At 56.6% G+C, this 23,018-nt stretch carries 16 protein-coding genes, 2 tRNA genes, 3 rRNA genes and 2 pseudogenes; 14 read left to right on the top strand and 9 right to left on the bottom strand.

Annotation, left to right across the window (positions count from 1 at the left end):
* The first annotated feature begins 332 nt into the window (after window positions 1–332).
* The 8 genes from AB7M22_RS22270 to AB7M22_RS22235 all read left to right on the top strand — a co-directional run bounded on the left by AB7M22_RS22270 (window position 333) and on the right by AB7M22_RS22235 (window position 9,327).
* A 16S ribosomal RNA gene (locus tag AB7M22_RS22270) occupies window positions 333–1,871 on the top strand.
* Window positions 1,872–2,032: 161 nt separating this feature from the next.
* Window positions 2,033–2,109: transfer RNA gene (locus AB7M22_RS22265), tRNA-Ile, on the top strand.
* A 30-nt stretch (window positions 2,110–2,139) separates the two neighbouring features.
* Window positions 2,140–2,215 (top strand) — tRNA-Ala (locus AB7M22_RS22260).
* 235 nt (window positions 2,216–2,450) lie between these two features.
* A 23S ribosomal RNA gene (locus AB7M22_RS22255) occupies window positions 2,451–5,342 on the top strand.
* Between the two features lie 154 nt (window positions 5,343–5,496).
* A 5S ribosomal RNA gene (rrf, locus tag AB7M22_RS22250) occupies window positions 5,497–5,612 on the top strand.
* The 16S, 23S and 5S rRNA genes sit together here with 2 tRNA genes alongside, the layout of an rRNA operon.
* 149 nt (window positions 5,613–5,761) lie before the next feature.
* Window positions 5,762–6,421, top strand: coding sequence for a paraquat-inducible protein A (locus AB7M22_RS22245; RefSeq protein WP_253555134.1), 660 nt, complete (start codon window positions 5,762–5,764; stop codon window positions 6,419–6,421).
* On the top strand, window positions 6,408–7,031 hold the full coding sequence (locus AB7M22_RS22240; RefSeq protein WP_007896874.1) for a paraquat-inducible protein A: 624 nt from the start codon (window positions 6,408–6,410) through the stop codon (window positions 7,029–7,031). The genes AB7M22_RS22245 and AB7M22_RS22240 overlap by 14 nt, the downstream gene beginning before the upstream one ends.
* Window positions 7,024–9,327 (top strand): MlaD family protein, encoded by a 2,304-nt coding sequence (locus AB7M22_RS22235; protein ID WP_454187802.1) that lies wholly within the window; start codon window positions 7,024–7,026, stop codon window positions 9,325–9,327. Before AB7M22_RS22240 ends, AB7M22_RS22235 begins: the two co-directional genes overlap by 8 nt.
* A 116-nt stretch (window positions 9,328–9,443) precedes the next feature.
* Here AB7M22_RS22235 and mksF read toward each other — a convergent pair whose 3' ends face one another.
* The 3 genes from mksF to mksB are packed head-to-tail and all read right to left on the bottom strand — an operon-like array spanning window position 9,444 to window position 14,264.
* Window positions 9,444–12,284, bottom strand: coding sequence for an Mks condensin complex protein MksF (gene mksF, locus AB7M22_RS22230; RefSeq protein ID WP_454187801.1), 2,841 nt, complete (start codon window positions 12,282–12,284; stop codon window positions 9,444–9,446).
* Window positions 12,281–12,982, bottom strand: coding sequence for an Mks condensin complex protein MksE (mksE, locus tag AB7M22_RS22225; RefSeq protein ID WP_140677938.1), 702 nt, complete (start codon window positions 12,980–12,982; stop codon window positions 12,281–12,283). Before mksE ends, mksF begins: the two co-directional genes overlap by 4 nt.
* Window positions 12,972–14,264 carry an Mks condensin complex protein MksB gene (gene mksB, locus AB7M22_RS22220; protein ID WP_454187800.1) on the bottom strand — a complete coding sequence of 431 codons (1,293 nt, stop codon included), beginning with the start codon at window positions 14,262–14,264 and terminating at the stop codon, window positions 12,972–12,974. Before mksB ends, mksE begins: the two co-directional genes overlap by 11 nt.
* Window positions 14,265–14,470: 206 nt before the next feature.
* Here mksB and AB7M22_RS22215 point away from each other — a divergent pair, with 206 nt between their 5' ends.
* Together AB7M22_RS22215 and rimI are read left to right on the top strand one after the other, a co-directional pair.
* On the top strand, window positions 14,471–15,211 hold the full coding sequence (locus tag AB7M22_RS22215) for a hypothetical protein (protein ID WP_008011913.1): 741 nt from the start codon (window positions 14,471–14,473) through the stop codon (window positions 15,209–15,211).
* Window positions 15,204–15,656 (top strand): ribosomal protein S18-alanine N-acetyltransferase, encoded by a 453-nt coding sequence (rimI, locus tag AB7M22_RS22210; protein ID WP_007896888.1) that lies wholly within the window; start codon window positions 15,204–15,206, stop codon window positions 15,654–15,656. Before AB7M22_RS22215 ends, rimI begins: the two co-directional genes overlap by 8 nt.
* A 37-nt stretch (window positions 15,657–15,693) precedes the next feature.
* On the opposite strand, the gene AB7M22_RS22205 is transcribed toward rimI, so the two are convergent.
* On the bottom strand, window positions 15,694–16,098 hold the full coding sequence (locus tag AB7M22_RS22205) for a hypothetical protein (RefSeq protein ID WP_008011915.1): 405 nt from the start codon (window positions 16,096–16,098) through the stop codon (window positions 15,694–15,696).
* Between the two features lie 182 nt (window positions 16,099–16,280).
* On the opposite strand from AB7M22_RS22205, the gene can reads away from it, so the two are divergent.
* The gene (gene can, locus AB7M22_RS22200) at window positions 16,281–16,925 is read left to right on the top strand and encodes a carbonate dehydratase (protein WP_454187799.1); all 645 of its coding nucleotides are present in this window, start codon (window positions 16,281–16,283) and stop codon (window positions 16,923–16,925) included.
* A 7-nt stretch (window positions 16,926–16,932) separates the two neighbouring features.
* On the opposite strand, the gene AB7M22_RS22195 is transcribed toward can, so the two are convergent.
* The 3 genes from AB7M22_RS22195 to AB7M22_RS22185 form a co-directional block, all read right to left on the bottom strand.
* Complete coding sequence (locus AB7M22_RS22195) at window positions 16,933–17,457, bottom strand: SET domain-containing protein (RefSeq protein WP_454188845.1); 525 nt, start codon at window positions 17,455–17,457, stop codon at window positions 16,933–16,935.
* Window positions 17,458–17,637: 180 nt separating this feature from the next.
* On the bottom strand, window positions 17,638–18,813 hold the full coding sequence (locus AB7M22_RS22190) for a hypothetical protein (protein ID WP_454187798.1): 1,176 nt from the start codon (window positions 18,811–18,813) through the stop codon (window positions 17,638–17,640).
* Window positions 18,814–18,996: 183 nt separating this feature from the next.
* Window positions 18,997–19,317: a hypothetical protein gene (locus AB7M22_RS22185; RefSeq protein WP_454187797.1), complete on the bottom strand. Its 321-nt coding sequence runs from the start codon at window positions 19,315–19,317 to the stop codon at window positions 18,997–18,999.
* A 306-nt stretch (window positions 19,318–19,623) separates the two neighbouring features.
* Between AB7M22_RS22185 and AB7M22_RS22180 the strand changes: the two genes are divergently transcribed.
* The 3 genes and pseudogenes from AB7M22_RS22180 (at window position 19,624) to AB7M22_RS22170 (ending at window position 22,373) form a co-directional block, all read left to right on the top strand.
* On the top strand, window positions 19,624–20,937 hold the full coding sequence (locus AB7M22_RS22180; RefSeq protein ID WP_454187796.1) for an MFS transporter: 1,314 nt from the start codon (window positions 19,624–19,626) through the stop codon (window positions 20,935–20,937).
* 119 nt (window positions 20,938–21,056) lie between these two features.
* Window positions 21,057–21,785, top strand: a pseudogene (locus AB7M22_RS22175) (PAS domain-containing protein); the annotation flags it as partial.
* Between the two features lie 156 nt (window positions 21,786–21,941).
* Window positions 21,942–22,373, top strand: coding sequence for a methyl-accepting chemotaxis protein (locus AB7M22_RS22170; protein ID WP_225602937.1), 432 nt, complete (start codon window positions 21,942–21,944; stop codon window positions 22,371–22,373).
* A 35-nt stretch (window positions 22,374–22,408) separates the two neighbouring features.
* On the opposite strand, the gene AB7M22_RS22165 is transcribed toward AB7M22_RS22170, so the two are convergent.
* Complete coding sequence (locus AB7M22_RS22165; RefSeq protein ID WP_454187795.1) at window positions 22,409–22,780, bottom strand: helix-turn-helix domain-containing protein; 372 nt, start codon at window positions 22,778–22,780, stop codon at window positions 22,409–22,411.
* 3 nt (window positions 22,781–22,783) lie between these two features.
* Window positions 22,784–22,939, bottom strand: a pseudogene (locus AB7M22_RS22160) (type II toxin-antitoxin system HigB family toxin); the annotation flags it as partial.
* Between the last annotated feature and the right edge of the window lie 79 nt (window positions 22,940–23,018).

The following is a 23,018-nucleotide window of genomic DNA, read 5'->3' as shown; positions in this document are numbered from 1 at the left end:
GACAGCAGCGAGTAACGCTGTAGAATTCGCCTCCCGCTAACGAGAGATCGAAAGCGCAAGTGGTTGAAGTTGCAGAGGAAACTTTGAAAACTTCTGAAAATAACCGCTTGACAGCAACAGAGGCTGCTGTAGAATGCGCGCCTCGGTTCAGATGAAAGATCTTAACCAACCGCTCTTTAACAACTGAATCAAGCAATTCGTGTGGGTGCTTGTGGAGTCAGACTGATAGTCAACAAGATTATCAGCATCACAAGTTACTCCGCGAGAAATCAAAGATGTGACCAACGATTGCTGAGCCAAGTTTAGGGTTTCTTAAAAACCCAAAGATGTTTGAACTGAAGAGTTTGATCATGGCTCAGATTGAACGCTGGCGGCAGGCCTAACACATGCAAGTCGAGCGGCAGCACGGGTACTTGTACCTGGTGGCGAGCGGCGGACGGGTGAGTAATGCCTAGGAATCTGCCTGGTAGTGGGGGATAACGCTCGGAAACGGACGCTAATACCGCATACGTCCTACGGGAGAAAGCAGGGGACCTTCGGGCCTTGCGCTATCAGATGAGCCTAGGTCGGATTAGCTAGTTGGTGAGGTAATGGCTCACCAAGGCGACGATCCGTAACTGGTCTGAGAGGATGATCAGTCACACTGGAACTGAGACACGGTCCAGACTCCTACGGGAGGCAGCAGTGGGGAATATTGGACAATGGGCGAAAGCCTGATCCAGCCATGCCGCGTGTGTGAAGAAGGTCTTCGGATTGTAAAGCACTTTAAGTTGGGAGGAAGGGCAGTTGCCTAATACGTAATTGTTTTGACGTTACCGACAGAATAAGCACCGGCTAACTCTGTGCCAGCAGCCGCGGTAATACAGAGGGTGCAAGCGTTAATCGGAATTACTGGGCGTAAAGCGCGCGTAGGTGGTTCGTTAAGTTGGATGTGAAATCCCCGGGCTCAACCTGGGAACTGCATTCAAAACTGACGAGCTAGAGTATGGTAGAGGGTGGTGGAATTTCCTGTGTAGCGGTGAAATGCGTAGATATAGGAAGGAACACCAGTGGCGAAGGCGACCACCTGGACTGATACTGACACTGAGGTGCGAAAGCGTGGGGAGCAAACAGGATTAGATACCCTGGTAGTCCACGCCGTAAACGATGTCAACTAGCCGTTGGGAGCCTTGAGCTCTTAGTGGCGCAGCTAACGCATTAAGTTGACCGCCTGGGGAGTACGGCCGCAAGGTTAAAACTCAAATGAATTGACGGGGGCCCGCACAAGCGGTGGAGCATGTGGTTTAATTCGAAGCAACGCGAAGAACCTTACCAGGCCTTGACATCCAATGAACTTTCCAGAGATGGATTGGTGCCTTCGGGAACATTGAGACAGGTGCTGCATGGCTGTCGTCAGCTCGTGTCGTGAGATGTTGGGTTAAGTCCCGTAACGAGCGCAACCCTTGTCCTTAGTTACCAGCACGTCATGGTGGGCACTCTAAGGAGACTGCCGGTGACAAACCGGAGGAAGGTGGGGATGACGTCAAGTCATCATGGCCCTTACGGCCTGGGCTACACACGTGCTACAATGGTCGGTACAGAGGGTTGCCAAGCCGCGAGGTGGAGCTAATCCCATAAAACCGATCGTAGTCCGGATCGCAGTCTGCAACTCGACTGCGTGAAGTCGGAATCGCTAGTAATCGCGAATCAGAATGTCGCGGTGAATACGTTCCCGGGCCTTGTACACACCGCCCGTCACACCATGGGAGTGGGTTGCACCAGAAGTAGCTAGTCTAACCTTCGGGAGGACGGTTACCACGGTGTGATTCATGACTGGGGTGAAGTCGTAACAAGGTAGCCGTAGGGGAACCTGCGGCTGGATCACCTCCTTAATCGACGACATCAGCTGCTCCATAAGTTCCCACACGAATTGCTTGATTCATTGAAGAAGACGATAAGAAGCAGCCCTAACAGGTTGTAGCTTAGTTGGTTAGAGCGCACCCCATGTTTTGCGGTAAAGAGCAGGGTGAGGTCGGCCTTAAAGCTCGAAATTGGGTCTGTAGCTCAGTTGGTTAGAGCGCACCCCTGATAAGGGTGAGGTCGGCAGTTCGAATCTGCCCAGACCCACCAATTTTGTGTGGGAAACGCCTGTAGAAATACGGGGCCATAGCTCAGCTGGGAGAGCGCCTGCCTTGCACGCAGGAGGTCAACGGTTCGATCCCGTTTGGCTCCACCACTACTGCTTCTGTTTGTTGAAAGCTTAGAAATGAGCATTCCATCGTGACGATGGTGAATGTTGATTTCTAGTCTTTGATTAGATCGTTCTTTAAAAATTTGGGTATGTGATAGAAAGATAGACTGGATAACACTTTCACTGGTGTTGTTCAGGCTAAGGTAAAATTTGTGAGTTTAATCGCGAATTTTCGGCGAATGTCGTCTTCACAGTATAACCAGATTGCTTGGGGTTATATGGTCAAGTGAAGAAGCGCATACGGTGGATGCCTTGGCAGTCAGAGGCGATGAAAGACGTGGTAGCCTGCGAAAAGCTTCGGGGAGTCGGCAAACAGACTTTGATCCGGAGATGTCTGAATGGGGGAACCCACCTAACATAAGTTAGGTATCTTAAGCTGAATACATAGGCTTAAGAAGCGAACCAGGGGAACTGAAACATCTAAGTACCCTGAGGAAAAGAAATCAACCGAGATTCCCTTAGTAGTGGCGAGCGAACGGGGACTAGCCCTTAAGTGGCTTTGAGATTAGCGGAACGCTCTGGAAAGTGCGGCCATAGTGGGTGATAGCCCTGTACGCGAAAATCTCTTGGTCATGAAATCGAGTAGGACGGAGCACGAGAAACTTTGTCTGAATATGGGGGGACCATCCTCCAAGGCTAAATACTACTGACTGACCGATAGTGAACTAGTACCGTGAGGGAAAGGCGAAAAGAACCCCGGAGAGGGGAGTGAAATAGATCCTGAAACCGTATGCGTACAAGCAGTGGGAGCCCACTTTGTTGGGTGACTGCGTACCTTTTGTATAATGGGTCAGCGACTTATTTTCAGTGGCGAGCTTAACCGAATAGGGGAGGCGTAGCGAAAGCGAGTCTTAATAGGGCGTCTAGTCGCTGGGAATAGACCCGAAACCGGGCGATCTATCCATGGGCAGGTTGAAGGTTGGGTAACACTAACTGGAGGACCGAACCGACTACCGTTGAAAAGTTAGCGGATGACCTGTGGATCGGAGTGAAAGGCTAATCAAGCTCGGAGATAGCTGGTTCTCCTCGAAAGCTATTTAGGTAGCGCCTCATGTATCACTGTAGGGGGTAGAGCACTGTTTCGGCTAGGGGGTCATCCCGACTTACCAAACCGATGCAAACTCCGAATACCTACAAGTGCCGAGCATGGGAGACACACGGCGGGTGCTAACGTCCGTCGTGAAAAGGGAAACAACCCAGACCGTCAGCTAAGGTCCCAAAGTTATGGTTAAGTGGGAAACGATGTGGGAAGGCTTAGACAGCTAGGAGGTTGGCTTAGAAGCAGCCACCCTTTAAAGAAAGCGTAATAGCTCACTAGTCGAGTCGGCCTGCGCGGAAGATGTAACGGGGCTCAAACCATACACCGAAGCTACGGGTATCACTTAGGTGATGCGGTAGAGGAGCGTTCTGTAAGCCTGTGAAGGTGAGTTGAGAAGCTTGCTGGAGGTATCAGAAGTGCGAATGCTGACATGAGTAACGACAATGGGTGTGAAAAACACCCACGCCGAAAGACCAAGGTTTCCTGCGCAACGTTAATCGACGCAGGGTTAGTCGGTCCCTAAGGCGAGGCTGAAAAGCGTAGTCGATGGAAAACAGGTTAATATTCCTGTACTTCTGGTTATTGCGATGGAGGGACGGAGAAGGCTAGGCCAGCTTGGCGTTGGTTGTCCAAGTTTAAGGTGGTAGGCTGGAATCTTAGGTAAATCCGGGATTCTAAGGCCGAGAGCTGATGACGAGTTACCCTCTGGGTGACGAAGTGGTTGATGCCATGCTTCCAAGAAAAGCTTCTAAGCTTCAGGTAACCAGGAACCGTACCCCAAACCGACACAGGTGGTTGGGTAGAGAATACCAAGGCGCTTGAGAGAACTCGGGTGAAGGAACTAGGCAAAATGGCACCGTAACTTCGGGAGAAGGTGCGCCGGTGAGGGTGAAGCATTTACTGCGTAAGCCCACGCCGGTCGAAGATACCAGGCCGCTGCGACTGTTTATTAAAAACACAGCACTCTGCAAACACGAAAGTGGACGTATAGGGTGTGACGCCTGCCCGGTGCCGGAAGGTTAATTGATGGGGTTAGCTAACGCGAAGCTCTTGATCGAAGCCCCGGTAAACGGCGGCCGTAACTATAACGGTCCTAAGGTAGCGAAATTCCTTGTCGGGTAAGTTCCGACCTGCACGAATGGCGTAACGATGGCGGCGCTGTCTCCACCCGAGACTCAGTGAAATTGAAATCGCTGTGAAGATGCAGTGTATCCGCGGCTAGACGGAAAGACCCCGTGAACCTTTACTATAGCTTTGCACTGGACTTTGAATTTGCTTGTGTAGGATAGGTGGGAGGCTTTGAAGCGTGGACGCCAGTTCGCGTGGAGCCAACCTTGAAATACCACCCTGGCAACTTTGAGGTTCTAACTCAGGTCCGTTATCCGGATCGAGGACAGTGTATGGTGGGTAGTTTGACTGGGGCGGTCTCCTCCTAAAGAGTAACGGAGGAGTACGAAGGTGCGCTCAGACCGGTCGGAAATCGGTCGTAGAGTATAAAGGCAAAAGCGCGCTTGACTGCGAGACAGACACGTCGAGCAGGTACGAAAGTAGGTCTTAGTGATCCGGTGGTTCTGTATGGAAGGGCCATCGCTCAACGGATAAAAGGTACTCCGGGGATAACAGGCTGATACCGCCCAAGAGTTCATATCGACGGCGGTGTTTGGCACCTCGATGTCGGCTCATCACATCCTGGGGCTGAAGCCGGTCCCAAGGGTATGGCTGTTCGCCATTTAAAGTGGTACGCGAGCTGGGTTTAGAACGTCGTGAGACAGTTCGGTCCCTATCTGCCGTGGACGTTTGAGATTTGAGAGGGGCTGCTCCTAGTACGAGAGGACCGGAGTGGACGAACCTCTGGTGTTCCGGTTGTCACGCCAGTGGCATTGCCGGGTAGCTATGTTCGGAATAGATAACCGCTGAAAGCATCTAAGCGGGAAACTAGCCTCAAGATGAGATCTCACTGGGACCTTGAGTCCCCTGAAGGGCCGTCGAAGACTACGACGTTGATAGGTTGGGTGTGTAAGCGCTGTGAGGCGTTGAGCTAACCAATACTAATTGCCCGTGAGGCTTGACCATATAACACCCAAGCAATTTGTGAACTCGAAAGAGGCCAGATTGCGGTGTGTGAAGACGAAACGAACCGAAAGTTCGAGAACAAACACACAAACTATCGCATACCCATTCGCTGGAGCGTGATCTCGCAAGAGAGAACGACCTGGCTACCGAATTTCTTGACGACCATAGAGCATTGGAACCACCTGATCCCATCCCGAACTCAGCAGTGAAACGATGCATCGCCGATGGTAGTGTGGGGTTTCCCCATGTGAGAGTAGGTCATCGTCAAGATTAAATTCCGAAACCCCTATCTGCGTATGCAGGTAGGGGTTTTGTTTTGTCCGCAGGAAAAGAGCACTCTGACGGCAATACAAAATTGCACAGTTATTTTCGAGTCGGGACACTAGAATAGGTCCAACTTTTTCGGAGCCAAAGCCTTTATGCCAGATCCGGTTGACGCCCCAGGGCTGTCAGATTTACCGCTGGACGACTTGGTAGCGTGTCATGAGTGCGACTTGCTGATGCGCAAGCCTGAGCTTGCTCATGGTGAGAAAGCCATCTGTGTACGCTGCGGTTATGAGCTGTATGCCCATCGGCACAATGTCGTCCAGCGCAGTCTCGCCTTGGTCATTGCCGCACTGTTGTTGTACATCCCTGCGAACTTTTTACCCATCATGCAGCTCCATCTACTCGGACAGTCGTCGCACGATACTGTCTGGAGTGGCGTTGTCGGTCTGTTCGATACCGGTATGCGAGGCGTAGCAGCAGTGGTATTCCTTTGCAGCATGGGGATTCCGCTGCTCAAGCTGCTTTGCCAGCTGTTCGTGTTGCTGAGTATTCGCTTCGATATCGGACGCAGTTATGGCCTGCTGCTCTACCGCATTTATCACCATCTACGGGACTGGGGGATGCTCGAGGTTTACCTCATGGGCGTACTGGTTGCGATCGTCAAATTGGCCGATATGGCGGCGATCACCGTAGGTCTTGGTCTGGCGTGCTTCATCAGTTTGTTGTTGGTTCAGGTCTGGCTGGAGGTAGTGATGTCACCCCACCAGATCTGGCAGGCTCTATCAGGAGAAGATGCCCATGCGGGCGATTGATGCAGGCATTCTGATTTGCGCCGAATGCCATGAGTTGAACAAGCAGGAAGCCGATACCGACGAGCAGGTTTGCACTCGCTGCGGTGCGCTGGTTCACGCCCGCCGCCCGAACAGTCTGATGCGTACTTGGGCGTTATTAATCACGGGCGCGATTCTCTATATCCCGGCCAATGTGCTACCGATCATGACCGTCAATTCCCTGGGGCAGGGCGATCCGAGCACCATTATGTCCGGTGTGATCCAACTGGTTCAGCACGGCATGATTCCGATCGCCGCCGTGGTTTTTATCGCCAGCATCCTGGTACCCACGTTCAAGCTGGTGGGCATCGCATTGCTGCTGTTTTCGGTGCAGCGCCGTCAGCCGCTCTCGGCACGCCAGCGCATTCTGATGTACCGCTTTATCGAGTTCATCGGCCGCTGGTCGATGCTGGATATCTTTGTAATTGCCATCCTGGTGGCGGTTGTGAATTTTGGACGGCTTGCCAGCATCGAAGCCAATCTTGGCGCCATCGCCTTCGCCAGTGTGGTGATTCTGACGATGCTTGCCGCGGTAACTTTCGATCCCCGACTGATTTGGGATAACACGGAGTCGGACGACGACCATGACTGATTTGCCTAAAGCGAAAACCCGACCGGCCTCGAACTGGTCAGCCATTTGGGTGTTGCCCCTGATCGCCTTGATTATCGGCGGCTGGCTAGGCTGGCGTGCCTACAGCGAGACGGGCATCGAGATTCATGTGCGCTTCGAAAGCGGTGAAGGCATTCAGGCCAACAAGACTGAAGTTGTCTACAAAGGCATGTCGGTCGGTAAGGTGAAAGCCCTCAAACTCGATGACGAAGGCAGCTCCAAAGGAGTGATCGCCACCATCGAGATGAACAAGGACGTGGAGCAATACCTCAAGACCAGCACGCGTTTCTGGCTGGTCAAGCCGAGCGTGAGCCTGGCAGGTATCACGGGCCTGGAGACGCTGGTCTCGGGTAACTATGTGGCCGTCAGCCCAGGTGAAGGCGAGCCGACTCGCAAGTTCAAGGCCTTGGCCCAAGAGCCTCCGCTATCGGATGCCCAACCCGGCCTGCACCTGACCATCAAGGCTGATCGCCTTGGCTCGCTGAATCGCGGCAGCCCGGTGTTCTATAAACAGATCCAGGTCGGTCAGATCAAAAGCTACGTGCTGTCCGCAGACCAGAATACTGTCGAACTCAAAGTCTTCATCGAGCCGACCTACGCCAACCTGGTGCGTAAACACACGCGTTTCTGGAATGCCAGCGGCATCAGTATCGACGCCAACCTCTCCGGTGTGAAAGTGCGTAGCGAGTCCCTCGCCAGCATCGTCGCCGGTGGTATTGCATTTGCCACTCCGGAGAACCGCAAGGACAGCCCGCCCACCGATCCAAGCCTGCCGTTCCGTCTCTATGAGGATTTCGATGCGGCCGCAGCGGGTATTCGAGTCAAGGTCAAACTCAGCGATTTCGAAGGCCTGCAGGCCGGTCGTACGCCGGTAATGTACAAAGGCATCCAGGTCGGTAATCTGAAAACGCTCAAGATTGACCCGGACCTGTCCAGTGCTAGTGCCGAGTTGACTCTCGACCCACTCGCCGAGGATTACCTGGTCACTGGCACCCAGTTCTGGGTGGTGAAACCATCGATTTCGCTCGCCGGTATTACAGGCCTGGAAGCTCTGGTCAAAGGTAACTACATCGCCGTTCGGCCTGGCGACAAGGGCGGGGCACCGCAGCGCGAGTTCGAAGCGCGGCCCAAGGCGCCGCCTCTGGATCTGCGTTCGCCGGGTCTGCATCTGGTGCTATTCACCGAGAACCTCGGTTCACTGGAAGTCGGCAGTCCGATTCTCTACAAGCAGGTCAAGGTCGGTTCGGTGCAGAGCTATCAGTTCTCCCGCACCAAAAAGCAGCTTGTGATCGGTGTGCACATCGAGAAGGAATACGAAGGGCTGGTCAACGCCTCGACGCGTTTCTGGAATGCCAGCGGCATTACGCTCACCGGTGGGTTGACCGGCGGCATCCAGGTCAAAAGTGAGTCGTTGCAAAGCCTGATGGCCGGCGGCATCGCCTTCGAAACCCCGGAAGCCAAAGCACCATTGCAGAAGCGTATTCCACGTTTCCGCCTGCATGCGAGCCATGACGAGGCAACGCAGAAAGGCACGATGGTGACAATCAAGGTTGATCGCGCCGATGGCCTGCGCAGTGGCACGCCGGTTCGATTCAAAGGGCTGGACGTTGGCAAGATCGAGGACGTCGACCTCAGTGATGACCTGCAATCAGTACTGCTGACCGCGCGGATCACAGAAGTGCCGGAGCGTATCGCTCGGGTCGGCAGTCAGTTTTGGGTGGTCAAACCTGAGCTAGGTCTGATTAAAACCTCGAACCTCGAAACGTTGGTCACCGGGCAATACATCGAAGTGCAGCCCGCGCCAAAGAACCTCGGCCCGCAAAAGAACTTTGTGGCCCTGACCATTCCCCCGGAAACCGCCAAGGAAGAAGCTGGTTTGAGTCTGGTGTTGAGCGCTGCTCGTAGGGGTTCGTTGAAGACTGGTGTCCCCGTCACCTATCGTGAAATCACGGTGGGTAAGGTGACCGGCTATGAACTGGGCCAAACGGCGGATCGAGTGTTGGTGCACATCCTGATCGAGCCGAAGTACGCGCCGCTGGTGCGCAGTGGCACGCGGTTCTGGAACACCAGTGGTTTTGGTTTTGACTACGGCTTGTTCAAAGGCGCGACAATACGCACCGAATCGCTGGAGACGCTGGTCCAGGGCGGCATTGCGTTTGCCACACCGGATGGCGATCGCATGGGTGCCCCGGCGCGGCCCGAGCAAACATTCCCGCTGTTTGACCAGTTCGAAGATGAATGGCTGACCTGGGCGCCGAAGATTTCGATCGGCAAGTAGTTATTGCGTCTGTGATGACGCCTTCGCGGGCAAGCCTCGCTCCTACAATGAAAAGATAAAAAAAGGCCGCGATCCATTTGGATCGCGGCCTTTTTGTTGGCTTGGATTAAGTCAAATCAGACCGCATCCAGCTCTGGCTCATCAGCTTGTACAACAACGGTAGCCTTCACCTCATCGTGACGACGGATGTACTTCCAGTCCGCCTCGTCGATGTAGATACCGTTCGGGCCGCTGCCGCCTTCCAGGTCGATAGCGACACTGGCGCAAACTTGCGGCTTCACACTCGCCAGGATCGGCACGAAGCCCAATTGCAAGCTAGTTTCCAGCAGTGCCGCCTGGTTCTTCTCGTCGATGTCCGCCGCTTCGTCGAGGTAGTACGGCAGGCGCACGCGACCGGCCTGGTCACGGTCCATCAAGTGCAGCAACAAGTACATGTTGGTCAGCGCCTTGATCGTCATGGTGGTGCCGTTGGATGCCGCGCCGTCGATGTCGGTATGGATCACCGGTTGGCCGTTGACCTTGGTGATCTCGAACGCCAGCTCGAACAGATCCTTGAGACCGAGCTGGTTGTGGTTTGCCGCCACCAGCCGCGCCAGGTATTCCTTGGCCTCTTCGTTCTTGTTGTCCTGATCGGCGCTTTGGCTCAGGTCGAAGACGGAAAGGGTTTCGCCTTCTTCGTACTGACCGGCGCTGTGGATGATCTGGTCAATGTGCTTGAGCGCTTCCTTGTTCGGCGCGAGCACGATGCGGAAGCTTTGCAGGTTGGAAACCTGACGTTTGTTGATCTCGCGGTTGAACAGCGCCAGTTGATGTTCGAGGCTGTCATAGTCGCTGCGGATGTTACGCAGGGTCCGGGCGATGTCGGTGACCGCCGCACGGCGTGCCTTGCCGAGGGTCAGGGCTTCATCGGTGCGGTGTGCATAGGCATTGATCAGCAGTTGCAGGCGACGCTCCATATCGTCTTCGCTGTCGAACTTGGCCACGCCTTTCAGGCGAACCTGAGCGTAGAGCGCGTCGATTTGTCCGTCGCTGCGCAGCAAACCTTGCCAGCTATCTTGATAGTCATTGAGCAACGGCAGCAGGTTCTCCATGGAATCGTCGACCGGGTCCATGAACGGCGTGCCGAATGGCAGGTCCGCTGGCAACAGCTGACGGCGGCGCAGGGCGTCGTCGAGGGTGCGTTGCTTGGCTTCCATGTCGCCGATCTGCCGCCCGACCAGTTGCAGCTTGGCCGACAGTTGCTGGACGCGTTCGGTGAAGGCGTCGCTGGAGCGTTTCAACTCGTCCTGAGCGGCTTCCATCTGCGCCAATTGCTCAAGCTTGTCGCCTTCTTCGGCGCTCAGGGTTTGCGCGCGGCGGAAGTCTTCCAGGGCTTTCTGCGCATCCAGCACTTGCTGGTACAGCGCTTCGGTCTGGGTCTTACTGGCCGCGCGGTCGGCTGCCACGGCAGCTTGAGTTTTCAGTTGCTTGAGTTCTTTGTCCAGACGCTCTTTCTGATCGCGTAACGCCGCACGGTCGGCCAGGGCTTGCAGGGCTGGTGGCTCGATGTGCGAGATGTCGATAGACAGGCCCGGCACTTCGAAGCGCTCGCCTTTGAAGCCGTCAAGGATCAGCTCCATGGATTTGACCCACTGACCGTCCTCGTCCAGCGTAATGCCGTGTTCACCCAGTGGCAGGCTGAACAACGCGCTGTTGAACAGGCGCATCAGGCGCTCGACGTCCTGCTGCGAAAACTCTTCGCGCAGACGGGCGTAGCTGTTGTTGTCGGCGTGGTCGAGTTGCTGCTTCACCGATTTGAGGCGTTTTTCCAGATCCCGCAGACGCTCTTCCAGGTCTTCGGCACTGAACTGGCGCGACTGGGCCAGTGCACCGGCCAGTTCGTCATGCGCGTCCTTGGCGGCGAGCAGTTGCTGCTCGAGGACTTTGACGTCATCGACCAGCGCGAAGCGATGCTTGAGCACCGACAACTCGCCGAGCCAGCGCTGGATGCCGGTGATTTCCCGCTCCAGACGCATCAGCTCCTGAGTGCCGCCGCGTTGATCGTTTTGCAGCGCGTCCTGCTCGTTGCGATAGTGCTCGGCCTGAATCGTCAGCTCTTCCTTGCGCGCACTGGCGTAGTCCGACCAGGTGCCGAGCAGGGAGTCGAGCAGCGGCGACAGGCGATGCAGTTTGCCGCGCAGGATATTGCGCTGGGCCACGCCTGCGGCCAGCGCTTCAACCAGCGGGCCGGCGGTAACCAGCGAGTTGTAGTCCTGTTCCATGCGGCGTACATCGCGGAACGCTTCTTCGCACGCGGCGATGTAATCGACACTGCCGGAACGCAGGCTGTGTTCGAAAGCATCGAGGAACAGCTGCTTGAGTTTGGCCGCAGTGATTTCGCGCATGTGCAGCAGGTTGATGAACAGGGCGCGAAAGGTCTTCAGGCTCTGCTCGCTGGTGGAGCGCAGCGGGATCAGCGTCAGGTCCAGCGGAATCGAGGTGTGACCGCCGACCAGCAAGCGACGCAGTTCATCCGGCTTGAGTTCGTAGGCTTTCAGGCCTTCGCGCTCAAGGTTGGTGAACAATTCTTTCTGACGCAGGCAGGTGTCGTTTTTCTGGTAATGGGCCAGATCCAGTTTGCCGGCGTAGGCAAAGAACTGGTGACCGAAACCACCGCCCGGGCCGCGGCCGACCACGCCGATTACGTGTGGGCCGTGGGGCAGGGAGACTTCCACCAGGATGTAACTGGTGTCCGAGGCGAAGTAGAAGCGCCGGGATTGCTCCAGGCTGTACTTGCCGAAACTCATGTCTGACATGCGCGCCAGGATCGGGAACTGCAAGGCGTTGATCGAAGCAGATTTACCGAGGTTGTTCGCGCCGTAAACCGACAGCGGTTCTTCCAGCGGGAACAGGCCGAGGCTGTAACCGGCGGTGTTCAAAAGGGCAAAGCGGCGAATGCCGTAGCGTTCCTTGCTCATGCGTCGGTCTCCTGTTCTTCGGCTATGGCACGGGCCATGGCGTCTTCTTCGCTTTCTTCAGCGAAGTCACTCAAGTCGAGCGGGTCATCGGTTTCCAAAAGTTTTTCGTCGCTGTCGTCATCGATCAGCACCGGCACCGGCAGAGGCAACACGCTGTGCAGGCTGGCCGCCAGATCGCGGTCCTGCTGAACCGACAGGCAGACGTCGAGGAAACGGTGCATCGGCGGCAGGAAACGGTAGATGCCGTTTTCTTCGCCGGCGAAACCGAGTTGTGTCATGCGGCGCATGATTTTTTCTTCGAGTTCTTCGACGGTCTGCACTTCGGCCTGGATAAACAGGTCGCGATATTTCTCCAGCAGCGATGGCAATTCATCGCGGCCGAGGCTGCCCCCATCCAGCACGGCGACCGGGTCGCGGCCCTGATCGGCCAGATGCTCGACGAGAATGAAGGTGAACAGCGCCAGACGTTGCGCGGTCTTGTTCACCGCCGCAGCGGCGAGGTCTGGCACGAAGTAGTAGAAACCGCGGGTGTCGCAGACCAGTTCAAAGCCCAACGCCTTGAATAGCGTGCGGTACTGGTCCTGGAAGTTCGACAGTTGCGCGTACAGCTCCGGATCGCGGCGGCTGACGTGGTAGCCCTTGAACAGCTCGCGAAAGATCGGCGCCAGCTGGGACAGTTCGTTTAGATCAAGTTGCATGCGAAGTACTTGCATAGAGTGTGCTCGCAGAATCCTCGGCGGCGCAGTCGTCGGCCGAGAGCAGGGCGAAGGAGCGCAGGCTGACCTGATGCTCATGAGTGTGGTAATCGCGGCGTTCCAGACGCTCGCGCTTGAAGCGTTTTTCCCGCGACAGGCGCGAGAACCAGTAGAGCAATTCGTCGGTGGCGCCGTCCGGTTCCTGCTCCAGCAGCCAGGTCATCAGGTCCGGCATCGGCAGGGCGTCTTCGCAGCGTTCGAGCATTTCCCGAACCGTGCGTGGCGCGCGCGGGGCTTCACCTTTCTGGGTCTTGTGCGCCTTGGGGAAGCGTGCCGGTTTTGGTTCGAAACGGGCCAGGGCATAAACGTAGGCTTCGACCTGACTGGCGCTGCCCAGGAACGTGCTTTGCGGGCGGGTGAACATCGGCATCGCTGCTTGTGGCACCGCATCGATACCTTTGCGACGAATGGCCGACAAGGCCAGCGCCGCGCCACGGGTCACGGCGTTATGGCGGCGGGCTTCTTCACGCAGCGGCAGCAGCAGTTCGCGGGCGTGGCGCAGAGTCAGCTGGGCGCTGGTCTGCATTTCGAGGATGCGCGCGTGGGTGCGCAGCAGCATGTCGTCGTCGACCAGATGGCCGAGGCGCTGCTGTTCGGAGAGCATCTTCAGCAGGACTGTTTCGACCTTGCGCACGCCTTGTTCGAAGGCGCCGTCGGCGTTCACCAGTTCAATCATCGGCTCGACGTATTCGTCCCAGGTCGCCAGCACTTCAGCGTAGCGCTGACGCAGCGGGATCTGCCGATCGCTGGTTTTCGCCCGTTCGGCGACGGCCACCAACGCCTGTTCGTCGTTGTCGAGTTTTTTCAGCACGTCGCGCACGCGCATGTCGAGCAGGCGCAATTGACGCGCCAGGTCGTTGCCGTCGCGAATGTCGAAGGCGTCCTGAATGTAACCGGCCAGGCGCTCGAGATGGCGCAAATAGGCTTCGATTTCCAGGCACAGGCCCAGACGGTGCTCACGGCGCAGGTAAGCGAGGAAGTCGTGGATCTGCGCATTGAGCTCGAAACGGTTCGGGCTTTTCGCCACGGGAACCAGAATGTCGAGGCGGATCCACACATCCAGCAGGCTGGTGATGTCCTGTGCAGTACTGTCGAGTTGCTGGGCGGCCAGTTGCGTGCGCAGTTCGTTGAGGCTCAAGGTGCCTTGGTCGAAGTGCTCGCACAGTGGCTCCAGAAGTGCCCAGTGTTCAGCGAGGGCGCGCAAGACGCGCTTGGGTTCGATCATCGGAATGGCCGGCTGGTTGGCGATTAAAAGTCGCGATTGTACTGCATCACGCCCGTTGCGATTCACTCTCGGGACGGACAGTTGGCTTTCTATCGATCAAGCGCGGGCGATCTTGAGCGAAGGGCGGTAGAATCAACGCACTTTAGTTATCCACAAGTGGCCGACCTTTGCTTATCGAGTCCCGTCGCCGCGCTTATTTGACCGCCATGCAGGTGGTCAACTGGCTGCCGCGCACCGAATTGCCCTTTGCTGCGCCCTCGCGCCCCGAACTGCTGGAGATGCCCGAGCCATTGGTCGTCACCCCGGTTGCGCCGGCTCCCGTGGCCGAGGCACCGATGGAGCCCGTGGTCAAACCGGCCGAACGGGTAAAAATCGAGGTGCCGCGGCCATCGTTGGCCAGCACCCGTACGAACGCCAAGGTCGAAGAAGAGGAGGCCCCGGTCGCGGTCAAGGCGCCGGTCGTTCCGCCACCGCGATTCGCCCTGCAATTGCTGCGCGCGGGTCGTTGCCTGTTGCTGGTGGAGTTACCCACAGGCGAAAGCTTCCAGACCCGCGATCCGGCCTATCTGTTGCTCAAGGACATGCTGCGCGCCGCCGGTCTGCCGGACAGCCCGCAGATCGTCGGCGAGCCGGTGCGCTGGCCACTGCTGGCTCGCGGCACCATGGATCAAGGGCCGGAAGCAGCTCGGGATTTCGTACAAGGCTTTCTGTCGGCCCGTCTGGAAGACGCGCCATGCGTCTGCCTGTGGCTGATCGGCTTGCCGGCGGTGCGTTTTGCGGGTGAGGCCAACGCCGAATCCTTCAACCGTGAACTTCAGGTCGAAGGCCTGGGTTCGGTCTGGGCCCTGCCGGGTCTGGAATTATTAATGGAAGAGCCACAGCGTAAGGCTGATGTCTGGCAAGCCATGCGTCGGCTGATGGCGCGCTGGAAAGAATCGAATGAGTGACGCTGTATCGTTCCGCCCGATGACCGAAGCGGACCTGGACACTGTACTGAAAATCGAATACGCGGCTTACAGCCACCCCTGGACCCGCGGGATTTTTCTCGATGGCCTGGGCAAGTACCAGATCTGGCTGATGTTCGAAGGGCAGCAGCAGGTCGGTCATGGCGTGGTGCAGATCATTCTCGACGAGGCGCATTTGCTGAACATCACCGTCAAACCGGAAAATCAGGGCCGAGGCCTGGGATTGACGCTGCTGGAGCACTTGATGTCGATTGCCTACAAGGCAGAGGCGCGGGAATGTTTCCTGGAGGTGCGCGACAGCAACCGGGCGGCGTTTCGGTTGTATGAGCGGTATGGGTTCAACGAAATCGGACGTCGGCGCGATTACTACCCCGCTGTTGGCGGGCGCGAAGATGCCGTGGTCATGGCCTGTACATTAGTGGATTGAGGCTTGCCCGCGAAGGCGTCCTCACTGACGACAACGATCAACGCTTGCCATCCATTGGATCGCGCTGCGCCATCTCTGCTTCGTCCAACCCATTGCCCCCGCCGATGTCGTCCTCATCGACAATGCTCAAATCCCAATCCGCCTGGTCGCCTTCACCCTCTTCATGGGCGTCCCGTGCGCCGTCTTCACGGATCAAGGTTTCCGGGCTCATGTCATCGTCGGTGGATTCATGGTCATCGGTCGAGCCGCCGGTCATGCCAGCTTCACGGACGCGTTCGTCGGGGATCTTCTGTGCACGCTCGCGTTCGGGGATCAAGTCGCCGATTCTGGTGCCTGGTTCTTCCTCGTCGAAATTCAGCTCATGCACTGAGCCCATGCGGTCTTCGTTGTCATCGATGGGCTCGGGTTGCGCCTCATCGAACGGACGTCGTGAATCAGTCATGGCATTCCCTCATACTGTAGGCCTTACTACAGTTGACCCACTGGGCTTGCGAGAATTCCACCGGCAGGGAACGTCGGCTCGCCGTTATAGGCATCAGGGCATCAGGGGTATCTGCATCGCGCACGTGACCCCGACAGGCGGTTGTCTGTCAAACCAGCGCATCATTATCGAGGCTTCATTGCATGAACGAATTACAAGATCTGATTGATAACAATGAGCGCTGGGCCGACGCGATCACCCAGGAAGATCCTGATTTCTTCGCCAAGCTGGCCCGTCAACAAACCCCGGAATACCTGTGGATCGGTTGCTCCGATGCCCGCGTGCCGGCCAATGAAATCGTTGGCATGCTGCCGGGCGATCTGTTCGTGCACCGCAACGTGGCCAACGTTGTATTGCACACCGACCTCAACTGCCTGTCGGTGATTCAGTACGCGGTCGACGTACTCAAAGTCAAACACATCCTGGTCACTGGCCACTATGGCTGCGGCGGTGTACGCGCCTCGATGCAGGACCGTCAGTTGGGCCTGATCGACGGTTGGTTGCGCTCGATTCGCGATCTCTATTATGAAAAGCGCGACGAACTGGCCAAGTTGTCCACCGAAGAAGAGCGGGTCGACCGCCTTTGCGAGCTCAATGTGATCCAGCAGGTGGCCAACGTCGGTCATACCAGCATTGTGCAAAACGCCTGGCACCGCGGCCAGAGCCTGTCGATCCATGGTTGCATCTATGGCATCAAGGACGGTCGCTGGAAAAGCCTGAACGCCACCATCAGCGGTTTCGAACAGTTGCCGCCGCAGTACCGTTTGCGTCCGGTCGAAACGTTGTAAGAGCCTTTCAGCTGGAACTTCGTCGACGCCAGTGTTGAAAAAACTGTTCTCCATTGGCGTTCGGCGACTCGTCATAGCCGATGATCCAGCCACGGCAGCAGGGACAACCGCAGCGGCAAGCGAACTGCCGCTGCAGTTTGTCTTCTGTCGCGGCGAAATCCATCGTCAGTCGATCACCTTTTTTGATGTCCTTGAGTGCCCATAACCACAGCTCGCTCATGTCCAGAAAGACGTTGGGATCGCAGGAGTGGCTCAGCAGACCGCAGAAGCGCGGATCGTAGAGGTGGATTCCTGGAGCCAGTTGCCGAGTGTGTCGGCAGCGATAGGGCAGCAGATGCCCGGAAACCCGGCAGATTCGGCTGATGCGCGGGAACTCGCGCAGTGCCACGACAGCCATTGCCGATCCCTGGGTGTTGTAGATAATTTCAAAGTCGTCTTTGGAGGGGAACCCAAGGCGAAGGGGCAATTCTACAAACGGATAGATGCCATTTGATGGCGGTGGGGGTATTGCTTGTTCTGCATGGGCTCTCATAACAATCCTTGTCAGTCGAGTGCTACGACCGCCGTCTACTGACATCCTGTCAGTCCTGCAGCACATGGGTATGCCCCAAGCCTCTCGCAAATGAACCAATTGATCTACTGTCAGATATGACAGGTGAAAAAAGCTCTTTCCCGCGTCAGCCATGGCTCACGCGAGAAAGAGCTTTATCGTTTACAAGTGTGGAGCAGGGGCGGAGGAGGTCACAAGGGCTGGACTCTTCAACTGTTTCAACTGAGATTTGACCTGCGCTGTCGAGCACTTGGCCACGGCCTGTTCAGGCGTCAGGTTGCGAATCGAGGTGTAGAACAGTTCGCAGGTTTTTTCTTTCTGGGTCACTTGCCAGGTCTGAGTACAGCTTTTCAGCTGAACGGTAGGGTCAGTGCCCGGTTTGCTGCCCATCCCGGCCTGCCAGCACGCGGCGCTCAAATCCTGCCCCATGACTTTCAGCCCCGCAGCATCGGCCTTGGCCTGGGCATCGCTGCCGCTATAGGCCTCGGGATCGGCGGCGTACCAGATGTAGCTCGGGTGGTTGGAACCCAGTACGGGTACTTTCACACCCTCGCTCGGGCTGATGGTTGCCAGGCCCAGCACGTCCACGGTCGGCCCATATTGTTGCTTGATCCAGTTACGCACCGGTGCGCCGAAGGCAACCATTGGCAACGCAGCGCCGCTGGCGTTCTGGCTGACTTCCTTGACCATGGTGGTCTGGTAGTCCTTGAAGTAGCCGTAGACGCCCTCCAGGTCCTTACCGGCGCTGGACGGTGCGGCAATTGGCGCGATGTCGATGATGGTCTGATAGCCCGGTGTCTGGTCGGCGGGAATGCCGTTGTTCGTCAGCAGCGTGGCCCAACGGTCCGTGGTCTTGGACTCCAGGTAATCCTGGGCCTGGATCAGGGAATAATCCGGCGGGAAGTGCAGCAGTTCGACGCTTTTGCGGTTTTCCAGCGCCATTCCCAACGGCAGGAACAGGTACCAGCTAAAAGTCCATTTACCGTCAGCATTCAGTTTGCTGGCGCCGTTGTAGGCCAAATCCCCAGCCTTGAGCAATGCGGTCAGTGGTTTGTCATAGCCTTTGGGTACACCGCTGATATTGGCGTAGAGCTGATTGTTGTCGGTCTTTACCTGCACTTTTGCGGTTTTGTAGCCATCGCGCTGTACGCTTTGGGTCAGGTAATGCTCGACGGTCTGCTCCAGCGTCCAGTTGCGATAGCAGATGACGTTGCAGTTGTTGGGGTAGGAGAACAGCCGGGTGACCCGTTCGGTACTGCCCAGATTCAGATCGACATCGGCGTGAGCGGCGGCACTGAGGGTGAGGGCTGCGAGGGTGAGTCCTGTGAGTTTTAACATGCTCAGATCCTTTTCAGCGTGGTCCCGATAATGGGATGCATGCCATATTGGATCAGCGGCGTTACATATAAAAGCGGGTTCTCATGGTTTTTTTCACAGAGCTACCTCTGCATGTTTGCAGGCCTGCCGGGGTGAGGGTCCGGCCCCCAAGTCAATTGTCCGGGACCGGGTAAATATAAAGTATTACAACAAATGCAATGCCAAATGGCTGCCAGCGCGCAGGTACTCTATTTGCGCAACAACAGCATCCTTGACGATGGCTTCGCCTGTATCGGTCAACTTGGCTTTTTTGGCATCGATGATGGACGATTGCATTAACTGCATGACCACATCCATTGCTTTCTGGAGCGCTGTCAGATTGTTGTGCAGGCCAAACTCGCGGACGACAGCGTCCATGCGGCGATCAGCATCATCACGCAACTTCCTATATTCAACGACTGAAACTCTACCGTCCTGGTAAATCTCATTGATCATTTCTTCCAGCGTTTTCGATACTAAAGACATCTGACTTGTTCATCCTTGGGTGGTGTTGTTTTTACTTTGAAAAAGTAGGTTGTGAGACGCCAAAGTTTAACCCGCTGATTTATATATTCGAGATAGGAACTGGCTGGGTTTAATGTCAGGCGCAATCGAGTCTGCCTGTAGGATAAATCTTGATCATTACCCGTCCGGTCCGTAGCAACTACAAATCAATCGGCCCGTTGCGGTGACGCTGTTTGTGTATTTGGGCCGATGGTCTAACGGGTTGTCCACAAGCGCATTTGCGTAGACCATGGGCGCCTTGGTTTTTTGCCTGCCAGAGTTTTTTCCATGACTGCCAATAACGATGCGCGCCCGGCGCCCTTCACCCGCTCGGACTACAAGACACTGGGGCTTGCAGCCCTTGGCGGCGCGCTGGAAATCTACGACTTCATCATTTTCGTATTTTTCGCGCTGACCCTCAGCCAGCTGTTCTTTCCGCCAGAAATGCCCGAATGGTTGCGTCTGCTGCAAAGCTTCGGGATCTTCGTTACCGGTTACCTTGCGCGGCCTCTGGGCGGGATCCTGATGGCGCATTTCGCCGATAAGTTGGGACGCAAGAAGGTTTTCAGCCTGAGCATCCTGATGATGGCGTTACCATGCCTGCTGATCGGGATCATGCCGACCTACGCCCAGATTGGTTATTTCGCTCCACTGCTGCTGTTGGCCCTGAGGGTCCTGCAAGGTGCTGCGGTAGGCGGTGAGGTGCCGAGTGCCTGGGTGTTCGTCGCCGAGCATGCACCGGTCGGGCATCGCGGTTATGCCTTGGGTTTCCTGCAGGCGGGGCTGACCTTTGGCTACTTGATCGGAGCCCTGACGGCGACATTTCTGGCACAGACGTTCACCCCGGCGGAAATCCTTGATTACGCCTGGCGCTACCCGTTTCTCCTTGGCGGTGTGTTTGGCGTCATTGGTGTCTGGCTACGTCGCTGGCTCAGTGAAACCCCGGTATTCATGGCGATGCAGGCCCAGCGCGAGGCTACTGTCGAACTGCCGCTGCGCACGGTTCTGCGTGAGCACCGCATGGCGATGCTGCCGGCGATGATTCTCACCTGTGTGCTGACCTCGGCCGTTGTGGTGTTTGTAGTCATCACCCCGACCATGATGCAAAAAACCTTCGGCATGAGCGCCAGCCATACCTTCGCCCTGAGTGCCTTGGGCATCGTGTTTCTGAACATCGGCTGCGTACTCGCGGGACTGCTCGTCGACCGCATTGGCGCCTGGCGCACGGTGATGCTGTATAGCCTGCTGCTGCCTCTGGGCATCGGCGTGCTCTACACCTGCCTGATCATTGAAGGCCAGTGGCTCGGTTTCGCCTATGCGGTGGCCGGCCTCGGTTGCGGGGTCGTCGGCGCGGTGCCGTCGGTGATGGTCAGCCTGTTTCCGGCACGGATTCGCGTCTCGGGGATTTCCTTTACCTACAACATTGCCTACGCCGCCTGGGCCAGTATCACGCCGCTGCTGTTGATCGGTCTGATGCCGTGGAGTCCATGGATTTGTGTGATTTTCTGCGCGGTGATGGGGGCGGTGGGCGTCAGCAGCGCAGCGTATTTCGGCGCGCGAGTACCGCGAATTGGGCGTTGTTCGGTAGCTGGCGCGGTATAAAGGTGATCGTGTTGCCACTATTTTTGTAGGACAACCCCTAAACGCTCTTCAGAAAATAACCACAATGCCGATGGTTAGGCTGTACGCCGCTTTCTATCCCTGTCCATCGGTGCTTTCCCATGTTCAACAAACGCTTGAAGCAGGAGCTGTCGGCTCTGCGCGAAGAACTCTCCAGCCTTCAGCAAGTCAAGGAGAGCCTGGACAGCGAGATGCTGGCCCTGACCCTTGATTCCGATGGCAGGATTCAATCGGTCAACCAGAACTTCATGGGTGAGATGCTCTACAAGGGTAATGATCTGGTCGGCCGGCACATCGAAGACATCGTCCCCGTCCATGTGAAATCGGACGAGTTTCACCGCCGCTTCAAGACTGCGCTGACCCGTGGCGAGCACTTTGCCGGCACGATTCGTCTGTTGCGTGGCAACGGTGCCGAAGCCTGGCTGCGGTCGATCATGCAACCGGTGCGGTCCTCGGATGGCCGGGTCAAACACTTCTCGATTTACTCCAGCGACCTGACCCGCACCATTGAAGCGTCCCGTGAACATCAGAACCTGATCGGCGCCCTGGTGCGCTCGACGGCGGTCATCGAGTTCGATCTCAATGGCAACGTGTTGATGGCCAACGACCGCTTCCTCAGCGGCATGGGTTACAGCCTGGCGCAGATCCAGGGTAAACATCACCGGACCTTCTGCGCGCCAGAGGAATACAACAGCGCTGAATATCAGAACTTCTGGCGCCGCTTGAACGCCGGCGAGTTCGTGGCTGATCGCTTCAAGCGCGTCGACAGCCACGGTCGCGTGGTCTGGCTGGAGGCTTCCTACAATCCGGTGGTCGACGCCAACAACAAACTCTACAAAGTGGTGAAGTTCGCCACGGTGATTACCGATCAGGTCAATCAGGAACAGGCCGTCGCCGAAGCGGCCAACATCGCCTATAGCACCTCGCTGCAAACCGACAGCAGCGCCCAGCGCGGTACCACCGTGGTGACTCAAGCGGTGGACGTCATGCGTGACTTGGCCAAACACATGCAAACCGCCGGTGAAGGCATCGAGGCGCTGAACGAGCAATCATTGGTAATCGGCACCATCGTCAAAACCATCAGTGGCATTGCCGAACAGACCAACCTGCTGGCGCTCAACGCGGCCATCGAAGCGGCTCGCGCGGGTGAACAAGGTCGAGGTTTTGCCGTGGTGGCTGACGAAGTCCGGCAACTGGCCTCGCGCACCAGCCAGGCGACCGATGAAATTGTCGGCGTCGTACGCCAGAACCAGGACATGGCGCGCAACGCCGTGGCCCTGATGACCGATGGCAAACTCCAGGCCGAACAGGGGCTGGCGCTGGCAGCGGAGGCGGGCACAGTGATCGTCGAAATCCAGGACGGTGCACAGAAAGTGGTGAACGCGGTCGGGCAGTTTGCCAATCAATTATCGACTTGATGCCCTGCATCCGGTGTCGGTAGCCCTAAAAAAGATCAGGCCTGCTTCACTGGCTTGATCAGGCTTTCGGCTGGTATCCCGAATAGATCATGAAGCTTCCAGATCATCGGAAGCGTCAACGCACGCTTACCGTTGAGCACTTCATAAACCCGGTTTGTCCGGCCAATGGCAGGTGCCAGATCAGCCGCGGACAGACCGGACTGCTCCATGCGAAATTTGATAGCGTCGATCGGGGTGGGCAGATCGACAGGAAACTGCTTCGATTCATAGGCCTCGATGAGGGTAATCATGATCTCGAAGTAATCGCCTTCGGGGGTACCCGGCTCAGGCTCATTGTTGAATAGTGCAGATACGTTCTTGAGGGCTGCACGGTAGTCCGCGTCGGTGTGAATCGGATGAATGTTCATGGGTTATTCCATTTCGATGGTATCAGCGTCGATCCCATCGTATTGCTTGTGGGTGCCGACAAATTTTATGTATACGGCGCCGAAACGGTAGGCCACCGCGACTACTAGCCGAAAGTCATTGCCCTTGATGTTGAACACGACTCTGCGGCTTGTCAGCAGGCGTCTTCCAGTCGTTAACAGGGCATTCGAGCTAAAAACGGTTTTCATACTCTATCTAAAAGGTAGCAGTTTGAAGGTA

It is taken from the genome of Pseudomonas sp. ADAK2 TE3594 (assembly GCF_053628675.1).
Note: the sequence above shows the minus strand (reverse complement) of the source record. Positions and strands in the feature narration are given on the sequence as shown.